Below are 15,633 nucleotides of genomic sequence, written 5' to 3' on the forward strand. Positions count from 1 at the left end.
CATAACGGGGCGAAGCTAGGCCGGGCAGCGGACCTGTCCCCGAGGTCCGGCCAATGGCGACGGGCAGTAAAATCTGCCGCGGAAATCAACAACTCAACTGCCGCCATGGCGTTTTGAGGGCGGCAGGTCGTGTAAACGCGAACACGCGCACTACCGTGGCGGCAGTGCGCGCGAAGCGCGATTGTTACTTCGGCGCTTCGGCCGGCTTGGCGTCCGGCTTCGCCTCGGGCTGCGGCGCGGCCGGTGCAGCGGGAGCTGCAGGCGCGGGCGTCGGAGGCTGGGTCAGCGCGGCCGGCTGCGGCGTCGCGTTCGGATTGATCCAGCAGGCATGGACGTGGCGGTTCAGGCTGTCGGCGACCTTCGGATCGATGGCCGGGCCGAACTTCACCAGGCAGCGGAACGTCGCCTGCACATGGCCGCCTGGGCAGCCGAAACGGTCATAGAGGTCGAGATGGCGGAAGGCGGTGTCGAGATCGTCGCGCCACATCAGCACGACGACGCGGCGGCCGAGCCAGACACATTCGGGATTACCAGCGGGGCCATTGATCGCCTGAGTCGCCTCAACGAATTCGTCGGCGCGCTTCTGGCCCTCACGGGCCACCTCGGCGGGGGTGGGGCCACTGGTCGCAGCCTTCTGCTCCTGGGCGAGAACGGTGCTGACCGGTGCAATGACAGCGCTCGCACCGAGCAGGAAAGCGAAGGCCGGCGTGGCCAGACGACGCAGAACCACAGATTGGAACCCGAACACCAGTCGACCCATAAAGTCCCCGATAAAGTTGGCAGTCAGCCCTCTGACATCGTTGCCAGATGACGTGCAAATGGGTCCCCATTGCGGCGAAGACCTCAAGTGAATCCCATGACGGGTATTTTCAATTTTGTCCAGAACGTCCGAAGTTCGTCTCATTTCCATGGCGTGAGGGGAGGACAGTCACCGGATCGCTATTGTCCCGCACTTGGCAGATCGGCGGCGACAAGCTAATCGACGGACGTCTTTTGGAGGACGGAACCAATTTCCTACCGCACGCCGCTGGCGCTTCTCCTAATCTCACTCGGTACGATCGCAGCGGTGTGGTGGTGGCTTGCCACGCCGATCGCCCTCGTGCGTGCCCCGATCGATCCTGCCGACAAGCTGGAATGCGTGTCCTACGCGCCGTTCCGCGGCGAGCAGACGCCGCTGAATTCGACCGCGATCATCCCGGCCGAGCAGATCGCTGCCGACATGGCGCAGCTCGCCCAGATCTCGAAATGCGTCCGCACCTATTCCATCGATAACGGTCTGGACCAGGTGCCGGAACTGGCGGGCAAAGTCGGGCTCAAGGTGCTGCAGGGCGTCTGGCTGGGCAGCAACCGTTTGAAGAACCTGGCCCAGATCGCCGGCGTGGTCGATCTGACCAAGCGCTATCCGAATGTCATCACTGGCGTGGTGGTCGGCAACGAGGTGCTGCTGCGCGGCGAAATGACTGCGGCCGATCTGGTCGGCAATATTCGCTCGGTGAAGGCGCAGGTCGGTCGGATGCCGGTGACCTATGCCGATGTCTGGGAGTTCTGGCTGAAGAATCGCGAACTCTATGACGCCGTGGATTTCGTGACGATCCACATTCTCCCGTATTGGGAGGACATCCCGATCCGAGCCAAACATGCGGCGTCACATGTCGATTCGATCCGCAAGCGTGTCGCCGTGGCGTTCCCCGGCAAGGAGATCCTGATCGGTGAGACCGGTTGGCCGAGCGCTGGCCGCATGCGCGATGGCGCACTGCCGTCCCGTGACAACCAGGCCCGGGTGGTGTCGGAAATTCTCGATCTCGCCAAGCGTGAAGGTTTCCGCGTCAATCTGATCGAAGCCTATGACCAGCCATGGAAGCGTGATCTGGAAGGCACCGTAGGCGGCTATTGGGGCCTGTACGATGCCGATGCGCGCGCGCTGAAATATCCGGCCGGCGTGCCGATCAGCAATTACCCGGCCTGGAAGCTGCATATGGGTCTCGGTCTCGGCCTCAGCGTGCTGGTGTTCCTGACCGGCATGCTGACCTTACGCCGCAAGCCGTGGACGCCGCGCTTTTCGGCCTGGCTGACGGTGGCGGTCTCGGCGACCGTTGCCGGTGCCTTGCTCGGCGTCGCCGTCGACAAGCTGCTCTATGAAAGTTATGGCACCGGCCGCTGGATCCAGTGGGGCGCTTTGCTCGCTGCCGCCGTGCTGTCGCCGCTACTTTGCGCCTATGCGACCATGTCGGGCCGCTCCTTGCCGACCTTCCTGGAGCTGCTAGGGCCGCGTCCGTATCAGAACCGCAGCTTCACCACGGTTTTGCTCGGGCTGATTTTGATCGTGACGGCGCTAATCGCGGCGCAAACTGCGCTCGGCTTCGTTTTCGATCCCCGTTATCGGGACTTCCCGTTCGCGGCCCTGACCATGGCGGTGGTGCCGTTCGCCGGCCTAATGACGGTGAACCGGCGCGCCGAGGGAACTCGGCCGATCGCCGAAGCCACCTTTGCTGGTCTGCTGGTGGCCTCACTGGTCTATATCGGCTTCAACGAGGGGCCGGATAACTGGCAGTCGCTGTGGACCTGCGCGATCTATCTACTGTTCGCGATCACGCTGTGGCGGGCGCGGGCCGCGCAAATCCAAGGATAAGCAGGCCGATCGCGATGCCCGACAGGGCAATGTTGTAAAGCACGATGCCAAGACCGGCGGCGATGACGGCGCCGGTGATCAGCACGATCGAGGGGCGCAGCAGGTTGAGCAGCGCGATCACGATCGCTGCGATGCCGAAGACCGAATTCTTGAACAGATAGGTCGCCACCAGCCGGCTCTTGCACAGCATGGTCTGGGAGCCCGCGTCGCAGGCGAGTGCGACCGCGGACATTTCGACGGCCATGTAGCGCAGGTAGACGGCATAGCCGACGGCCGCGAAACCGACGACAAGCAACCATTGGACTTCGTAAGGGCTGAGGCGGAACGGATCTTTTTTCATGGTCCTGACTATGCTGCGGTTCGGGCTTGGGGACAAGCCGGTAAGCCTTCGCACTACGATGTTCAGCTAGAAATTACTTGAGCTATTGGTCCTAAGCGGTTCTTGCGAAGAAAGATTTCTATTCCCGACTGAAACCCAGGAGGTTAGACAGCGAGGGCGCCGGCTTGGGCGCTTGGGCCTGCGCTTCCTCGACCGGCTTGGGCGGTGGCAGCTCCGATCGCTCTTCAGGCTTCGGTACGGGAGCCGGCTCCGGCTTCGGCGCGGTGCGGCGTTGTTGCGGCGGGCGCGGTGGCTTCGGGGCTGGTTGCACAGCTGCGGTCGGTCGATGTGCCGGCGCGACCTCATCCTTGAGAGCCAGGCGCTGGCCGTCGAACACTGAGGTCTCGCAACTGCGCTTGCTCTCTGCCAGAGTGGCGCAAAGGCGGGCGGCGGCAGCGGCGTCGGTCAGCGGGCCCGCCACCAGGCGAAGCTGCATGCCGAGACCATTGCTGCGTTCCCGCACCACGATAATGGGGCGCAGGCCATTCAAGGCAGGTGTCTTGGACAGGCCACGCCAAAGCGCGCGCAGGCCGTCGATGGAATTGGCCGTGCCGATATCAATCCCAAATTCGGTCCGCGCCACGAGGGTCGCCACTTCAACCGGGGCCGGGATGGTAGCGGCCATCTGGAGAGGAACAGGCTCGGGCGCTTTCTTTGCGGCAGTCTGAGATTCCACCACCGATGCGGTTGGTTCCGGGTCCGTCTTCTCTTCCAACGTTGGCGCTGCGGGATCGGCCGCGCGCGTCAAGGCCGAGGATTCGGGAGATGCTTTTGCTGCCGTGTCGGCGGCGGCGCTGGCGAGTGGCTTTGTCGGCATCGTCGGCAGATCAGGCGCCGTGACGGCGGACTTCGACTCGGTTGTTGTCGAGGGGGACGGTGCTGGCTGGGTCGCGGGTGCTGCGATCTGCGGGGCGGGTTCGCGTGGAGCAAGGGCTGGCGAAGTCTGCCGTGTGAGGATCGAGCCTGTGGCCGATTCCAGGCTCTTCTCCATCGACGTCACGCGCGTGAACAGCCGGTCGCGATCTCGGTTGAGCGTATCGATGGCCTGGGACAGGCGGCGGTTCTCCGCCTGCGCCTCTTTGGTCAGGCGCTCAAGCTGTTGCTCTTGACGGTTCAGCGTATCGGTAGCCGTGAACTGATCGCGGCGCAGCTGGATCTCATACTGGCTGGCGAGCACGGAAAGGGAGACCGCGCCGACGGCAGCCACGCCCCAAGACCCCAGTCGCCACATCAGGCGCCGGCTTCCCTTTCTCTCTTCAGCTAGAAATCCCGTCAGCCAGCCGCCTTGCGGCTCTGCTGAGAAGGACTCCGCCCACTGGTCGCGCTTGTCAGCCATCCGACGTCTGCGTCGTCCCGTCGCCCCGAATCACGATCCGACATTATCAGGAAACCGTCGCGAACCTGACGTCGCGAAGCCACGGCGTGAAGGAAAGCGATTTCCGGCGGCGGCGAAAAGCCGCTATGACGTCGGCAAAGCACGAATGAGGATTTTGCGATGACCGGCAGAACCAGTCTTACGATTGTACTCGCGGCCGGCGAGGGCACCCGAATGCGGTCGTCATTGCCGAAAGTGCTGCATCAGGTGGCGAACCAGTCGCTGCTTGCGCATGTTCTGGCGGCGGCGCCCCAAGGGGCAGGCTCTGCGCTCGCAGTGGTCGTCGGGCCGGATCGTGAAGATGTTGCCGCCGAAGCGACGCGCGCGCGCACGGATGCTTTGACATTTGTCCAGCGAGAACGTCTCGGCACGGCTCATGCGGTGCTGGCTGCGAAAGATGCCATTGCCAAGGGCGCTGATGATCTGCTGATTGCGTTCGGCGACACACCGTTGATTTCGGCCGCCACGTTCGAGCGCCTGCGTGCCCCGCTCAGGGATGGTGCGACGCTGGCGGTGCTTGGTTTTCGCGCGCAGGATCCCACGGGCTATGGCCGGTTGCTGGTCGAGGACGGGCAACTGGTCGCCATTCGCGAGCAGGCCGATGCAAGCGAAGCGGAACGCAAGGTCGATCTGTGCAATGCCGGTGTGATGGCGTTTGCAGGCAAAACGGCGCTCGACGTGATCGAAAAGATCGGCAAGGCCAACAGCAAGGGCGAATATTATCTGACGGACGCCGTCGAGATCGTTCGCAGCCTCGGCCTCAAGGCGACCGTCATCGAAACCGACGAAGACGAGGTCCGCGGCATCAACACCAAGGCGCAGCTCGCGGAGGCCGAAGCGATCATGCAGCAGCGCCTGCGCAAGGCGGCGCTCGATGCCGGTGTTACCATCGTTGCGCCGGAGACGGTACATCTCTCCGCCGACACGACTTTCGGTGCCGACGTCATGATCGAGCAATATGTGGTGATCGGACCAGGCGTCAGCATTGCGGATGGCGCTGTCATCCATGCTTTCTCCCATATCGTGCAGGCGGAGATCGGCAAGAAGGTCTCGGTCGGTCCCTATGCGCGCTTGCGGCCGGGCACGTCGCTGGGCGAGGGCGCACGGATCGGCAATTTCGTGGAAACGAAGGCGGCGAAGCTGGCTGCAGGCGTCAAGGTCAACCACCTCACTTATATCGGAGACACCGAGATCGGCGCCGGCGCCAATATCGGTGCGGGAACGATCACCTGCAATTATGACGGCTTCAACAAGGCCAAGACGATCATCGGCGCTGGCGCGTTCGTCGGTTCGAATTCATCCCTGGTGGCGCCAGTGAAAATCGGCAGTGGTGCTTATATCGGATCAGGTTCGGTGATCACCCGCGACGTGCCGGACGATGCGCTCGCAGTGGAGCGTAACGAGGTTGCGACGAAGGATGGCTGGGGCAAACGCTTTCGCGACAAGCATGCCGGACTGAAGAAATCGAAGTGACGATGGCGGGCGGCTGCGGTCAGCCGCCTGGTTTGCCTTTGAAGAACCAGTTACGTCGTGGCGGTGCTTTGATCGGCTCGTCGGGAATGGCGTTTGGCGGAGGCTCGTGGGATGGCGGTGTCACCGTATCGCGCATCGGCGGCGGCCAATGGGCGAGGCGACTGTTGTGCATCTCGATCTGGCGCAGTCTGGTCCCTGCGATGGATCGCGGCTCCCTCGGATTTCGCGGCTCCCACATGACGTCGACTCCATTCCGATCGAAAGTCTTCAGGAAACCTGTTGAGGCTTTGTTAAACGCGACGGACAAAATCGTCGCGCAGACACGTCAACTTGTCTCAATCGGCAATAATTCTTGAGTACCAAGACATTCGCGATTCTCGTTAAGAGGGGTCCAAGCTCGGTTTCGGCTGCTGGAACCGCATTATGATTTTTATTGGGGATCACCTCACGCATGTGCGGCATTGTCGGAATTCTCGGGCGCGGCCCGGTCGCTGAACAGATCGTGGATTCGCTCAAGCGGCTCGAATATCGCGGCTACGATTCTGCCGGCGTTGCGACGCTGGAGAAGGGCGACGTCACGCGTCGTCGCGCCGAGGGCAAGCTGAAGAATCTCGAGGCCAAACTCGGCAAGGAGCCGCTGGCTGGTCATATCGGCATCGGCCACACGCGTTGGGCCACTCACGGCAAGCCAACCGAGGCCAATGCGCATCCGCATGCCGCTGACGGTGTCGCGGTCGTGCATAACGGCATCATCGAGAATTTTCGCGAGCTGCGCATCGAGCTCGAAAAGCAGGGTGCGGTGTTCACCAGCGAGACCGACACCGAAGTCGTCGCTCACCTCGTCAATTCCTTCGTCAAGAAGGGCATCAAGCCGGTTGAGGCCGTGAAGCAGACGCTCCCGCGGCTGAAAGGCGCCTTTGCGCTTGCTTTCGTGTTCAAGGATCACGACGACCTCATGATCGGCGCCCGCAAGGGCTCGCCGCTGGCAGTGGGATTTGGCGACGGCGAGATGTATCTCGGTTCCGATGCCATCGCACTGGCGCCGCTTACCGACGACGTCTGTTATCTCGAAGATGGCGACTGGGTGGTGCTGAACCACAAGGGCTGTGAGATTTTTGACGAGAGCAACAAGCCCGCCAAGCGCGAGGTGCTCAAGTCCGGTGCGTCCGCTTTCATGGTCGACAAGGCGAACTACCGCCATTTCATGGCCAAGGAGATTCACGAGCAGCCGGAAGTCGTCGGCCACACGCTGGCGCGCTATGTCGATATGGCGAGCGAGCGTATTTCGCTGCCGACTGAATTGCCGTTCGACTTCAAGGACGTCCAGCGCATCTCCATTGCTGCCTGCGGCACCGCAAGCCTTGCCGGCTATGTCGCAAAATACTGGTTCGAGCGATTTGCACGGCTGCCCGTCGAGGTCGATGTGGCGTCCGAATTCCGATATCGCGAAGCACCGGTCCGCAAGGGCGATCTGGCGATCTTCATTTCGCAGTCCGGCGAAACCGCCGATACGCTGGCGGCACTGCGCTATGCCAAGGCCGAGGGCATGCATACGCTCGCGGTCGTCAACGTGCCGACCTCGACGATTGCGCGCGAGAGCGAGACCGTGATGCCGACGCTGGCTGGCCCGGAAATCGGTGTCGCCTCCACCAAGGCGTTCACTTGCCAGTTGATGACGCTGGCCGCGCTTGCCGTCGCTGCCGGCAAGGCACGCGGCGAGCTATCCGACGTGGATGAGGCCAAACTGGTTCATGGGCTGGTCGAGATCCCGCGGCTGATGAGCGAAGCGCTGACGCATGAGCACGAGATTGAAAAGCTCGCGCGCGACATCGCCAAGTCGAAAGACGTCCTCTATCTCGGCCGCGGCACCAGCTATCCGCTGGCGATGGAAGGTGCGCTGAAGCTGAAGGAAATCTCCTACATCCACGCTGAAGGCTACGCCGCCGGTGAACTCAAGCATGGCCCGATCGCATTGATCGACGAAAAGATGCCAGTCGTCGTGATTGCGCCCTATGACCGGGTGTTCGACAAGACCGTGTCCAACATGCAGGAAGTGGCGGCGCGCGGCGGCCGCATCATCCTGATGACCGACGCCAAGGGCGCCGAGGAGGCCACCGTGGACTCCATGGTCACCATCGTGATGCCTGACATGGCTGCGGCCTTCACGCCGCTGGTCTATGCGGTGCCGGTGCAACTGCTCGCTTATCACACGGCCGTGGTCATGGGGACGGATGTGGACCAGCCGCGCAACTTGGCGAAATCGGTTACGGTGGAGTAGGCCGGATTGTCGCAGGTCTTGCGCCGCAGGCTCGGACCGCGATGATTTCAAAGGCTTGTGTTCCACTTTGGGGCGATCCTGACGGGATCGTCCAAAAGGTGTCTTTCCCCGTACTGGCAAAATCCTGCTAGGATACCCATCCAAGGGATGCCGGCGCAGTCGCGCGTCGCCCATGACTTCTGACGCCGAGATTTTGATGCAGCCCACCGAACTGCCGCCCACGCCGCCTTTGGGCGAACTGCCGCCCGACGCCCCACGGGGCTTCATGGCGCGCATTCGCAATTATTTCCTGACCGGCCTGATCGTGGCCGGACCGATTGCGATCACCTTCTATCTGACCTGGTGGTTCGTCACCTGGGTCGATGGTCTGGTGCGGCCGTTGGTGCCGGAAGCCTATCGGCCCGAGCAGTGGCTGCCTTACGGCATTCCCGGCTCCGGCCTGGTCGTCGCCTTCGTGGCGCTGACCTTGCTCGGATTTCTCACCGCCAATCTCATCGGTCGCTCCCTCGTCGATCTCGGCGAAAACCTGCTTGGCCGCATGCCGGTGGTGCGGGCGATCTATCGTGGTCTCAAGCAGGTGTTCGAGACGCTGTTCTCGGGCAATGGTTCGAGCTTCCGCAAAGTCGGGATGGTGGAGTTTCCGTCGCCCGGCATGTGGTCACTGGTACTGATCTCGCAGCCGCCAAGCGTCGAGGTGGCCGACAAGCTGCCGGGCGAGGAGGAGCATATCTCCGTGTTCCTGCCTTGCGCGCCGAACCCGACCACCGGCTTCTTCTTCTATGTCCCGAAGAGCAAGTTGATCGAGATCGACATGTCGGCGGAGGCCGCGGCCACACTGATCATGTCGGCAGGCGTGGTGCAGCCTGGCTCCGATCCGCAGAAAAAGATCGCGGCATTGGCGGAGATGGCGAAAAAGTCCCGCGTGGCCAATGTGACGAAGCAACCGGCGAAGGTCGATTAGACGCTCGGTATGCGCGGTTTCAAGACATCGACGCTGGTCTGGGCGATCTTTGTCGTCAGCGTTCTGGTGACGGCTATCACCGAACTGCGCATCGCCGGCCATGGCCATCCGTGGCTTTCGGTCTGGATTGCCTATGCTGCGTTCTTCGTGAGCATCGCGTGTTCTGGGTTGGGATTCTCGACTCCGGAGCGGCCGTGGTGGATCGCAAATGCTGCGGCGAGTGTGCTCGCTATGACGTATATCGGATCTCCGACGATTCCTAGCGCATGCTGGACATTTGGACGTGCGTTGTTTGCGCGGATCACGGCCTAGAGCTACCCCGCGCCGAGCAGCGAAATCGCTTCATCACGCTCATACAGATAAAGGAGGCAACGCAGCGCCTCGCCGCGTTTGCCTGTCAATTTTGGATTATCTTGCAGGATCCGCTGCGCTTCGTCGCGCGCCTGCGTGATCAGCTGCGCATGAACCTCGTGGCGCGCGATGCGATAGCCGGGCAGGCCACTTTGCCGTGTTCCCAGCACGTCGCCTTCCCCGCGCAACTTCAGATCCTCCTCGGCAATCCGAAAGCCGTCGGTCGAATCCTTGATCACGGTAAGGCGCTTCTTGGCGATCTCGCCAAGCGGTTCGCGATACAGCAACAGGCAGGTCGAGGCCTCCGAGCCGCGACCGATGCGGCCCCGTAGCTGATGCAATTGCGCGAGGCCAAAACGCTCGGCATTCTCGATCACCATGATGGTGGCTGCGGGGACATCGACGCCGACCTCGACCACCGTGGTCGCCACGAGGATCTGTGTCTCGCCGGCGGCGAAGCGCGCCATTGCGGCGTCTTTCTCCGGCCCACGCATGCGGCCATGGACGAGGCCGACCCTGTCGCCGAAACGTTGTTGCAGGCTTTCGAAACGCTCTTCCGCATTGGTGAGCTTGGGGCCATCCATTTCGGATTCTTCAACCAGCGGCACGATCCAGTAAATCAGCTTGCCTTGATCAACCGCGCGGCCGACACCGTCGATGATCTCGCGAATCCGGCTTGCCGAAAAGGTGCGTGTCTCGATCGGCTGGCGGCCCGCCGGCTTTTCGCGCAGCTCCGAGATGTCCATATCGCCGAAATAGGTCAGCACCAGCGTGCGCGGGATCGGTGTCGCCGACAGCACGAGTACATCCACTGCGGATCCCTTGTTGGTGAGCGCCAAGCGCTCACGGACGCCGAAGCGATGCTGTTCATCGACGACGGCAAGCGCGAGGGATTTGAAGATCACGTCGTCCTGGATCAGCGCGTGGGTGCCGACGAGGAAGTCGATCTCGCCAGCCTCCAGTCGCGCCAGAATATCCTTGCGTTCACGGCCCTTTTCTCGGCCCGTGAGGATGGCGACGGTGAGGCCGGCGCGTTCGGCGAGGGGCGCGATGGTCTTGACGTGCTGGCGCGCGAGAATTTCAGTGGGCGCCATCAGCGCGGTCTGCTTGCCGACCTCGGCCACCGCCGCAGCGGCCAGTAAAGCCACCACCGTCTTACCCGAGCCGACATCGCCTTGCAGCAGGCGAAGCATGCGGACTGGTTGCGTGAGATCGTCGGCAATCGCGGCGGATGCCTGCTGTTGCGATGGCGTCAGTGCATAGGGCAGGGCGTCGATAATCTTCCGGCGCAGGGCGCCGTCGCCGGCATTGCGATCGCCGGCCGGCCGCCGGAGTTGCGCGCGCACCAGCGCCAGGGCGAGTTGGCCGGCGAGCAACTCGTCATAGGCAAGGCGTGACCAGAACGGGCCGTCCGGCAGGATGTCCGTCAATTCCTGCGGGACATGCACACGCTGAAGCGCATCGGCAAAGGACGGAAACTTGCAGCGGCGAATGACATCGGCGCCGATCCATTCCGGCAAATCCGGCAGTTTTGTCAGTGCCTGCGCGATCGCCTTGCGCAGCGCCGTGATCGCGAGGCCCTGTGTGAGTGGATAGACCGCATCAATGCCGGTGAGCTTTGCAAAACCTTCCTCATCCACCACGCGGTCAGGATGGGTCATCTGCAGCATGCCGTCGAATAATTGCGTGGTGCCGGAGACGTAGCGCTTCTCGCCCTCGGGCAGCAGTTTTTCGATCTGGCCGGGATAGGTGCGGAAATAGGTCAGGATCACCGTGCCGGTATCGTCGACGCAATAGACGAGATGCGGTGCGCGCGAACGGCCGGGTGGCGGCGGGCGATGGCGTTCGACGATGACCTCCAGCGTCACCATGGCGCCGATCTCGGCCTCGTTGATTTTCGGCCGCTGGCGGCGGTCGATTAAGCTGGCGGGCAGATGCAAAAGCAGATCGACGATGCGCGGGGTCTCGTCGCGGCCGAGCAGGAAGCGGAACAGTTTTTCCTGTTTCGGGCCGATCCCGGTCATGGCTGTGATCGGCGCGAACAGCGAATTGAGCACTTCAGGGCGCATCGGACGACTCATGGAACGGCAGAATTCGCCGGATACCGCCAGACTTGAAGGCATTTTGGAGCGAAAGCAATCCGCGCAGGCCCCCATTGCGTGCGTGAGGTGCTGACAACGCAACGCGTGGTCGCTATATGCACCCAGCCCGGCCTGTCCGGGCTTTTGGCGTTTGACTTCACGCGTTAGGGAACGGACGGATGACGGGAACGACACGATCAAGCAACGGCTTGGATGATCGCCGCAAGCGGCTGTTGTATCGCTGCTGGCATCGCGGCACGCGCGAGATGGACCTCATCCTCGGCCGCTTCGCCGACGCAGAGATCGGGATTCTTGCCGACCTTGAATTGACGCAGCTTGAAGCCCTGATCGCGCTCGAAGATCCCGAGCTTTATCCAGCCTTTGTCGGTGACACGCAGCTGGCGCCGGAATACCACACGCCGCTATTTGCGCGGATCAAAGAGTTCCGCAATCTGGACAAGCCCGTATGAAGTCTCCCGTGGCCTCGCCGGCCTCGCAGCTCCTTCCAGGCAAGGCGCTGACTTTTGCCAATGTGAGCGAAGGTGCCGAAGGCCTGATCGTCGCCGACCTCGCCCGTGCCGTTGCCGCCAAACCGAAGCCGCCGGCGGTGAGCCTTACCGTGGTGTGCCGCGATGGCCCGCGGATGCAGCAGCTGGCACGCGCGCTGGAATTCTTCGCGCCGGACCTGCCGGTGCTCCAGTTCCCGGCTTGGGACTGCCAGCCTTATGACCGTGTCTCGCCGTTTGCCGGTGTTCTCGCACAGCGCATGACCGCGCTGGCACAGTTGTCGCGCCTGACCGGCAGCGACAAGCCGATGATCGTGCTGACGACCGTGAATGCCATCGTGCAGCGGGTGCCGACGCGCGACATCGTTGCTGCGCAGGCGCTGTCGGTGGCGCCGGGCAATGTAGTGCCGATGGACAATATCGTCGCCTGGCTCGAGCATAACGGCTACAACCGCTCCTCGACCGTGCGCGAGCCCGGCGAATATGCCGTGCGCGGCGGCATTCTCGATCTGTTTCCTGCCGGCCTGGAAATGCCCGTGCGGTTCGACTTCTTCGGCGACAGCCTGGAATCCATCCGCACGTTTGACGCAGAGACCCAGCGCACCGAACTGACCATGCGCGGTCTCGATCTCGTTCCGGTCTCCGAATTCCAGCTGGTGACCGAGACCATCCGCCGTTTCCGTATGGGCTATGTCGCCGAATTCGGCGCGCCCGAGCGTGACGACCAGCTCTATGAAGCCGTGAGCGAAGGCCGACGCTATCCCGGCATGGAGCACTGGCTGCCCCTGTGCCATGAAAAGATGGACACGCTGTTCGACTATCTCGAGCGCACAACGATCGTGATGCAGCCGCTGGCGGAAGATGCCGCAAGCGAGCGCTTCAGGCAGATCCAGGATTATTATGAGGCCCGCAAGGACGTCATGGGCATGGCGGGTGGCGGCGCCATCTACAAGCCGCTGCCGCCAGACAGACTCTATCTGACCGAAGACGAATGGAAGCAGCGGCTGCATGGGACGGCTGTGGCGCGTCTGTCGCCCTTTGCAGTACCTGAGGGGACTGCGGGCACTGTCGATGCGGGGGCGCGGCAAGGCCGTGATTTCGCGCCGGAGCGCGCCGATACATCGGTCAATGTGTTCGAGCGTGTCGTTGCGCATATCCAGTCGCTGCAGTCGGTACGCAAGAAAGTGGTCGTCGCATTGTGGAGCGAAGGCTCGCGCGACCGCATGGCGAGCATGCTGAAGGACCACAAGCTGCTCAATCTGCAGATGGTGAATTCCTGGCGCGCCGTGAATGCCGTGCCACGCAACGAGGCTTCGCTGGCGGTGGTCGGCATGGAGTCCGGCTTCGAGACCGACAATGTCGCTGTGATCAGCGAACAGGACATTCTCGGCGACCGCCTCGTGCGTCCGCGCAAGGCGAGCCGCAAGCTCGACAACTTCATCTCGGAAGTCACAAGCCTCTCGGCTGGCGATATCGTCGTCCATGTGGAACACGGCATCGGCCGTTTCGTCGGCCTGCAGACGCTGGAAGTCGGCGGCGCGCCGCATGACTGTCTCGAGCTGCGCTATGCCAATGAGACGAAGCTTTATCTGCCTGTCGAAAACATCGAGCTGCTGTCGCGCTATGGCTCCGACCAGACCAATGTGGAGCTCGACAAGCTTGGCGGCTCCGGCTGGCAGGCGCGTAAGGCCAAGCTCAAGAACCGCATCCAGGAAATCGCCGGCGAGCTGATCAAGATCGCTGCCGAACGCCATCTGCGCGAGACCGAAAAGATCGCGATCCCGCGCGAACAGTATGACGAATTCTGCGCACGGTTTCCTTACGAGGAGACCGAGGATCAGCAGAACGCCATCGACGCGGCGCTGCATGATCTCGAAAGCGGCAAGCCGATGGATCGCCTGATCTGCGGCGATGTCGGCTTCGGCAAGACGGAGGTTGCGATGCGCGCGACCTTCGGCGTGGCCATGGAGGGCAAGCAGGTCGCTGTCGTCGTCCCGACCACGTTGCTGGCGCGTCAGCACGCCAAGAACTTTGCCGAGCGTTTTCGCGGCTTCCCTGTCAATGTCGCGCAGGCCTCGCGCCTGGTGACGCCGAAGGAAATGACGGCAACCAAGAAGGGCCTTGCGGACGGCTCCGTCGACATCGTCGTCGGCACCCATGCGCTGCTTGGCAAGTCCATCAAGTTCAAGGATCTCGGCCTCGTCGTGGTCGACGAGGAGCAGCACTTTGGCGTGACCCACAAGGAGCGCCTCAAGCAGCTGCGCGCGAACGTTCACGTCCTCACGCTGTCCGCGACGCCGATCCCGCGCACGCTGCAGCTTGCGCTCACCGGCGTGCGCGATCTCTCGATCATCGCCTCGGCGCCGGTCGACCGTCTTGCCGTGCGCACCTTCGTCGCGCCGCATGATCCCTTGATGATCCGCGAAGCCCTCCTGCGCGAGCGCTACCGGGGAGGGCAGGCCTTCTATGTGGTGCCGCGCATCGATGACCTCGCCGAAGTGAAGGCATTCCTCGACAAGCATGTCCCGGAAATGAAGGTGGCGGTGGCCCATGGCCAGATGGCGCCCACCGTCATCGAGGACATCATGTCGGCCTTCTATGATGGCAAATACGACATCCTGCTCTCCACGACGATCGTGGAATCCGGTCTCGATATTCCGAATGCCAATACGCTGATCATCCATCGTGCCGACATGTTCGGTCTTGCGCAGCTCTATCAGCTGCGTGGTCGCGTCGGTCGATCGAAGCTGCGTGCCTACGCTCTGTTCACGCTACCGGAAAAGCAGAAGATCACGGGGCAGGCGGAGCGCCGCCTGAAGGTGCTTCAATCGCTGGAAAACCTCGGCGCGGGCTTCCAGCTCGCCTCGCACGACCTCGACATCCGCGGCGCCGGCAATTTGCTTGGCGAAGAGCAGTCCGGCCACATCAAGGAAGTCGGCTTCGAGCTTTACCAATCAATGCTTGAAGAGGCGATCCTGGCGCTCAAGTCGGGCATCTCCGAACCGATCGCCGATCGCTGGTCGCCAAGCATCACGCTCGGCATGCCGGTAATGATCCCAGATGATTTCGTGGCTGATCTGTCGGTACGGCTGTCGCTGTATCGCCGTCTTGCCGACCTCGACAATGACGAGGATATCGAGAGCTTCGCGGCCGAACTGCGCGACCGTTTCGGCGTGCTGCCGGACGAGGTGCGCTATCTGTTCAAGATCGCTGCCATCAAGGCCTATTGCCGCCGTGCCAATGTCGAGAAGGTCGATGCCGGCCCGAAGGGCATGTCGCTGGTGTTCCGCGACAACAGCTTTGCAGAGCCGGAGAAACTGGTGGCATTCATCCGCCGCTACGGCGCCGCCGCCAAGGTCCGTCCCGATATGAAGGTGGTTTTCCTGCAGGAATGGGATACGCCGGAGGACCGCCTCGAAGGTGCGACGGACATCTTGCGCGATCTCGCAAGCCTCGCCGAGAGCGGCAAGAAGGCGGCGTAGCTTGGGCGACAGTTGCGACGTCATTGCGAGGAACTTAGCGATGAAACAATCCACAAGGAACATGTGAAAGCTGCATTGCTTCGCTACGCTCGCAATAACGATAGAAAAACACGAAGTG

At 62.5% G+C, this 15,633-nt stretch carries 12 protein-coding genes; 8 read left to right on the forward strand and 4 right to left on the reverse strand.

Going from position 1 to position 15,633, the window contains the following annotated elements:
- Positions 1 to 184: 184 nt before the first annotated feature.
- Positions 185 to 760, reverse strand: coding sequence for a beta-1-3, beta-1-6-glucan biosynthesis protein (locus ACIQ2A_RS09600; RefSeq protein WP_398478291.1), 576 nt, complete (start codon positions 758 to 760; stop codon positions 185 to 187).
- Positions 761 to 1,066: 306 nt separating this feature from the next.
- Here ACIQ2A_RS09600 and ACIQ2A_RS09605 point away from each other — a divergent pair, with 306 nt between their 5' ends.
- A complete protein-coding gene (locus ACIQ2A_RS09605; RefSeq protein WP_398478293.1) occupies positions 1,067 to 2,629 on the forward strand; it encodes a beta-(1-6) glucans synthase in 1,563 nt (520 codons plus the stop codon).
- On the opposite strand, the gene ACIQ2A_RS09610 is transcribed toward ACIQ2A_RS09605, so the two are convergent.
- Complete coding sequence (locus ACIQ2A_RS09610; RefSeq protein WP_398478295.1) at positions 2,589 to 2,969, reverse strand: hypothetical protein; 381 nt, start codon at positions 2,967 to 2,969, stop codon at positions 2,589 to 2,591. The two genes, ACIQ2A_RS09605 and ACIQ2A_RS09610, sit on opposite strands and share 41 nt — an antisense overlap.
- A gap of 118 nt (positions 2,970 to 3,087) precedes the next feature.
- The gene (locus ACIQ2A_RS09615) at positions 3,088 to 4,344 is read right to left on the reverse strand and encodes a hypothetical protein (protein ID WP_398478297.1); all 1,257 of its coding nucleotides are present in this window, start codon (positions 4,342 to 4,344) and stop codon (positions 3,088 to 3,090) included.
- A 159-nt stretch (positions 4,345 to 4,503) separates the two neighbouring features.
- On the opposite strand from ACIQ2A_RS09615, the gene glmU reads away from it, so the two are divergent.
- From glmU to ACIQ2A_RS09640, 5 genes are all read left to right on the forward strand, one after another.
- Positions 4,504 to 5,856, forward strand: coding sequence for a bifunctional UDP-N-acetylglucosamine diphosphorylase/glucosamine-1-phosphate N-acetyltransferase GlmU (glmU, locus tag ACIQ2A_RS09620; RefSeq protein ID WP_398478299.1), 1,353 nt, complete (start codon positions 4,504 to 4,506; stop codon positions 5,854 to 5,856).
- Positions 5,853 to 6,212 (forward strand): hypothetical protein, encoded by a 360-nt coding sequence (locus tag ACIQ2A_RS09625; RefSeq protein WP_398478301.1) that lies wholly within the window; start codon positions 5,853 to 5,855, stop codon positions 6,210 to 6,212. Before glmU ends, ACIQ2A_RS09625 begins: the two co-directional genes overlap by 4 nt.
- A 95-nt stretch (positions 6,213 to 6,307) precedes the next feature.
- The gene (glmS, locus tag ACIQ2A_RS09630) at positions 6,308 to 8,134 is read left to right on the forward strand and encodes a glutamine--fructose-6-phosphate transaminase (isomerizing) (RefSeq protein ID WP_398478352.1); all 1,827 of its coding nucleotides are present in this window, start codon (positions 6,308 to 6,310) and stop codon (positions 8,132 to 8,134) included.
- A 172-nt stretch (positions 8,135 to 8,306) separates the two neighbouring features.
- Positions 8,307 to 9,095, forward strand: a complete 789-nt coding sequence (locus ACIQ2A_RS09635; RefSeq protein ID WP_398478303.1) for a DUF502 domain-containing protein — start codon at positions 8,307 to 8,309, stop codon at positions 9,093 to 9,095.
- Between the two features lie 9 nt (positions 9,096 to 9,104).
- Positions 9,105 to 9,407, forward strand: a complete 303-nt coding sequence (locus ACIQ2A_RS09640; RefSeq protein ID WP_398478305.1) for a hypothetical protein — start codon at positions 9,105 to 9,107, stop codon at positions 9,405 to 9,407.
- Between the two features lie 2 nt (positions 9,408 to 9,409).
- Here the strand turns inward: ACIQ2A_RS09640 and recG are convergent, their stop codons facing one another.
- Positions 9,410 to 11,515 (reverse strand): ATP-dependent DNA helicase RecG, encoded by a 2,106-nt coding sequence (gene recG, locus ACIQ2A_RS09645; RefSeq protein ID WP_398478307.1) that lies wholly within the window; start codon positions 11,513 to 11,515, stop codon positions 9,410 to 9,412.
- Positions 11,516 to 11,706: 191 nt separating this feature from the next.
- Here recG and ACIQ2A_RS09650 point away from each other — a divergent pair, with 191 nt between their 5' ends.
- Together ACIQ2A_RS09650 and mfd are read left to right on the forward strand one after the other, a co-directional pair.
- Complete coding sequence (locus tag ACIQ2A_RS09650; RefSeq protein WP_398478309.1) at positions 11,707 to 11,997, forward strand: succinate dehydrogenase assembly factor 2; 291 nt, start codon at positions 11,707 to 11,709, stop codon at positions 11,995 to 11,997.
- Positions 11,994 to 15,515: a transcription-repair coupling factor gene (gene mfd / locus ACIQ2A_RS09655; RefSeq protein ID WP_398478311.1), complete on the forward strand. Its 3,522-nt coding sequence runs from the start codon at positions 11,994 to 11,996 to the stop codon at positions 15,513 to 15,515. The genes ACIQ2A_RS09650 and mfd overlap by 4 nt, the downstream gene beginning before the upstream one ends.
- Positions 15,516 to 15,633 lie beyond the last annotated feature (118 nt).

This window comes from Tardiphaga sp. (genome assembly GCF_044336785.1).
Classification (GTDB): Bacteria; Pseudomonadota; Alphaproteobacteria; order Rhizobiales; family Xanthobacteraceae; genus Tardiphaga.

Bases quoted from the DNA above. Each gene is read 5' to 3' on its own strand.
- ACIQ2A_RS09650 (WP_398478309.1), top strand. From the start codon at position 11,707: ATGACGGGAACGACACGATCAAGCAACGGCTTGGATGATCGCCGCAAG.
- recG (WP_398478307.1), bottom strand. From the start codon at position 11,515: ATGCGCCCTGAAGTGCTCAATTCGCTGTTCGCGCCGATCACAGCCATG.
- glmU (WP_398478299.1), top strand. From the start codon at position 4,504: ATGACCGGCAGAACCAGTCTTACGATTGTACTCGCGGCCGGCGAGGGC.
- ACIQ2A_RS09615 (WP_398478297.1), bottom strand. From the start codon at position 4,344: ATGGCTGACAAGCGCGACCAGTGGGCGGAGTCCTTCTCAGCAGAGCCG.
- ACIQ2A_RS09640 (WP_398478305.1), top strand. From the start codon at position 9,105: ATGCGCGGTTTCAAGACATCGACGCTGGTCTGGGCGATCTTTGTCGTC.
- ACIQ2A_RS09610 (WP_398478295.1), bottom strand. From the start codon at position 2,969: ATGAAAAAAGATCCGTTCCGCCTCAGCCCTTACGAAGTCCAATGGTTG.
- glmS (WP_398478352.1), top strand. From the start codon at position 6,308: ATGTGCGGCATTGTCGGAATTCTCGGGCGCGGCCCGGTCGCTGAACAG.
- mfd (WP_398478311.1), top strand. From the start codon at position 11,994: ATGAAGTCTCCCGTGGCCTCGCCGGCCTCGCAGCTCCTTCCAGGCAAG.
- ACIQ2A_RS09635 (WP_398478303.1), top strand. From the start codon at position 8,307: ATGACTTCTGACGCCGAGATTTTGATGCAGCCCACCGAACTGCCGCCC.
- ACIQ2A_RS09600 (WP_398478291.1), bottom strand. From the start codon at position 760: ATGGGTCGACTGGTGTTCGGGTTCCAATCTGTGGTTCTGCGTCGTCTG.